Origin of the sequence: Microvirga roseola, from assembly GCF_020866965.1 — a bacterium.
Lineage (GTDB): Bacteria > Pseudomonadota > Alphaproteobacteria > Rhizobiales > Beijerinckiaceae > Microvirga > Microvirga roseola.
This window is the reverse complement of sequence record NZ_JAJATX010000129.1, coordinates 1-2,919: the sequence shown is the minus strand read 5'-3', so window position 1 is coordinate 2,919 and position 2,919 is coordinate 1. Positions and strand designations below refer to the sequence as shown.

Here is a 2,919-nt window from a genome sequence, read left to right as displayed (position 1 = left end):
GCGGATCCCGCTTCAACGATCTCGACGACGATATCCCGTTCTAAGCTGGACTTCGAAGACCCGGGTCACAGGCCCGGGTCTTCATTCTTCAAGCATCCACTGAGCTTTTGTGAAGCTGCCTGCGGGAACGCTGGGCACGCTCGATCTCGCGCAATTTCCGCGCCCTCTCCTGCAATTCGTCACGGCTGGGCCACCACCATCCCTGGCGCACACGGGTTTCGGCGTCCTCATCCTCACGGGAGGGCCTGGTGCGATAGATCTCCTGCAGGGTCGGCATGCGCCAGCGCGCCCAGACATAGCGGGCGGGATCATCCGTTACGTGAGGATAGAGCTCTTCCATCCCAGGCTCGGCAACCGTATCGCTCTCGATGTCCTCAAAAGTCACCACGCCCCAGCTGTTGGTCGCGACCGGTGCTCCCAGAGGTGGAAGATCGTCGCCCGGCACCGGGTAGCGCCTGCGACGGCGCTCTGCCTGAATGTGGCTGGTCTCCCTGGAGGACTGCGCCTTGTGCTCATCGCGCCGCCTCCTCCTCTCAGCAGGCTCGTTACGCCGCGCCGCCGCCTCGATCTCAGGCCAGCGTTGGCGTAGCTCCTCGTAGGCGCGAAAAGGCACACGCCAGATCCTCTCCTCCGGATCCCAGCGCGCCCATGGGATCGCCCGCATCGCTTCCACAATGGTCTGCGAATAAGGCGTGCGGACCCCCAGATCCTCCGCCACGGTTAGATAAGGACTCTTTAGGGGCTCGAAACTGAAGGCGTCTCGCCCTTTGGCGTCCGCATACCGGTCAAAGTTTTCAAGCTCCCGCGACACCCATGTGTCGAGCCGGCGCGTGGCCGTCGTGCCCGGGACGAACCAGCGCTGCTCCTCATTGCGCCAGCGCGCCCGGGGAAAGGCCTCGCGAAAGCGCCGCACCAGTTCCCGGTCATAGGGGAATACGGCGAAAGCACCGGACCTCTCACCGTCGGAGGGGATGACCCGGAAGGCGGATGCAATCTCCATCAGGCTGCCTCTGAACATCCCCGTACGCGGGAGCTCTCAAAGAACAACGAAAGATGCTTCCATCGGATCCAGAATCTTGGCCCGGATGCAGCCTCGAACTTGTCAAACTCTATTGCGCCCCTGACGGGGCTGTTTCGGCGGCGCCCGTAGCGGCTCCCTGCTCCCCTGACCCGCTGCCCGCGCCTGTCGTATAGCGCTGGATGGCCCGGGCTGTTCTCTGGCCATCGCCTGAGAGATTGGTATCCATCACATAAGGCGGCCACGGATCTGTAGTATGAACAACCTTGTTCCAGGCCTGGGCATTGCTGGCCACCAAAGTCACCGTGTCGCTGCGCTTCACATGTTCCACGCAGCCGCCGAGGCCTGCGGCAGCCGCACCGAGCGCAAGCGCCGTGAGCCCGCCGTTACTTCTTGACGATTTTCTTAGCAACATGGCGCTCTTCCGACTGCAGTTCGACGATATGCCCATAGGGATGGATGACGCCCGTTCCCCCAGCGAAGCGCTTCTGCATTTCGCTGTCCACTTCGAGCGATCCGACCAGAAAAAACTCGTTTCCGCGAGGTAGCGTCCCAGGACATGGTGTAGGAGCAGACCGCGAGGGTGGCGTGCGAAGCTCCCCATAGCGCAGCATGCCGCCCGGGAGGTGGTCATCGCCAGTCTTCGGTGAGAGTGCGGGTTGCGACACCTGACCCTGACCTGGAGACGACGATGACCGACGAGAGAATGGCCCTGATCGAGCTGATCGAAAAGGGGGCTGATGCCGATCTCATCCGCGACATGCTCGCTTTTGCGGCCGAGCGCCTGATGAGCCTGGAAGTCGAGGCGCTGACCGGAGGCCCGGCCGGCGTGCGCAGCCCCGAGCGCCTCACCCAGCGCAACGGCTATCGCGAGCGCGCTTGGGACACCCGCGCCGGCCGGATTGATCTGTCCATCCCCAAGCTGCGTAAGGGCTCCTACTTTCCAGCCTTCCTCGAGCCGCGCCGCACTGCCGAGAAGGCGCTCACGGCCGTGATCCAGGAGGCTTACGTCCACGGCATCTCCACCCGCGCGGTCGACGATCTCGTCAAAGCCATGGGGGCGTCCGGCATCTCCAAGAGCCAGGTCTCGCGCCTGTGCGAGGAGATCGACGAGCGGGTCAATGCCTTCCTGGCCCGGCCGATCGAGGGCGAGTGGCCCTACTTGTGGATCGATGCCACCTACCGGAAGACCAGAGAGGCCGGCCGGATCGTCTCCACGGCCGTGATACTGGCCGTGGGCGTCAACACGGATGGCCGGCGTGAGGTGCTGGGGATCGCCACCGGGGCCTCGGAGGCCGAGCCCTTCTGGACCGCCTTCCTGCGCCAGCTTGCCGACCGCGGCTTGCGCGGGGTGAAGCTGGTGATTGCCGACGATCACAAGGGACTGCGGGCGGCAGCAACCCGGGTTTTCCATGCCTCGCACCAGCGCTGCCGGGTGCACTGGATGCGCAACGCCATGGCGCATCTGGCCCCGAAGCAGCGTCCGGCCGTGGTGGCGATGCTCAAGACGATCTTTGCCCAGGACACGGCCGCAGCGGCGCGGGAGCAATGGACCTCGGTGGCCGACCCAAGCTGGTCGCGCTGATGGACCGCTCGCGGGAGGAGGTGCTGATGTACATGAGCTTTCCGCGCGAGCACTGGGGTCAGATTGACCTCGACCAATCCGCTGGAGCGGCTCAACGGCGAGATCAAACGACGGGCGGATGTGGTGGGCATCTTCCCCAATGACCGGGCGGTGATCTGGCGCTCTTACACCACGCCATGGAACACGATCCATGGCGCTGTCGAATAGAATATTTGCATGCGCGCAAAGGCTGGGCCGGTAAAATTTATGGGATTTGGAAGAGCCCCCTTCTCGGTCCCCTTTGTTTCATGCAAAAAGCCCCCGAGGCTTTCGCTTC

At 63.9% G+C, this 2,919-nt stretch carries 2 protein-coding genes and 1 pseudogene; 1 reads left to right on the top strand and 2 read right to left on the bottom strand.

Annotation, left to right across the window (positions count from 1 at the left end):
* Positions 1 to 88: 88 nt before the first annotated feature.
* Positions 89 to 1,000, bottom strand: coding sequence for a hypothetical protein (locus LG661_RS24360; protein WP_230534584.1), 912 nt, complete (start codon positions 998 to 1,000; stop codon positions 89 to 91).
* Positions 1,001 to 1,109: 109 nt separating this feature from the next.
* The gene (locus LG661_RS24355) at positions 1,110 to 1,433 is read right to left on the bottom strand and encodes a hypothetical protein (RefSeq protein WP_230534583.1); all 324 of its coding nucleotides are present in this window, start codon (positions 1,431 to 1,433) and stop codon (positions 1,110 to 1,112) included.
* 276 nt (positions 1,434 to 1,709) lie between these two features.
* Between LG661_RS24355 and LG661_RS24350 the strand changes: the two are divergent.
* Positions 1,710 to 2,810 (top strand): annotated as a pseudogene (locus tag LG661_RS24350) (IS256 family transposase).
* The last annotated feature ends 109 nt before the right edge of the window (positions 2,811 to 2,919 follow it).

Coding starts and splice junctions, on each gene's coding strand:
- LG661_RS24360 (WP_230534584.1), bottom strand. CDS start 1,000: ATGGAGATTGCATCCGCCTTCCGGGTCATCCCCTCCGACGGTGAGAGG.
- LG661_RS24355 (WP_230534583.1), bottom strand. CDS start 1,433: ATGTTGCTAAGAAAATCGTCAAGAAGTAACGGCGGGCTCACGGCGCTT.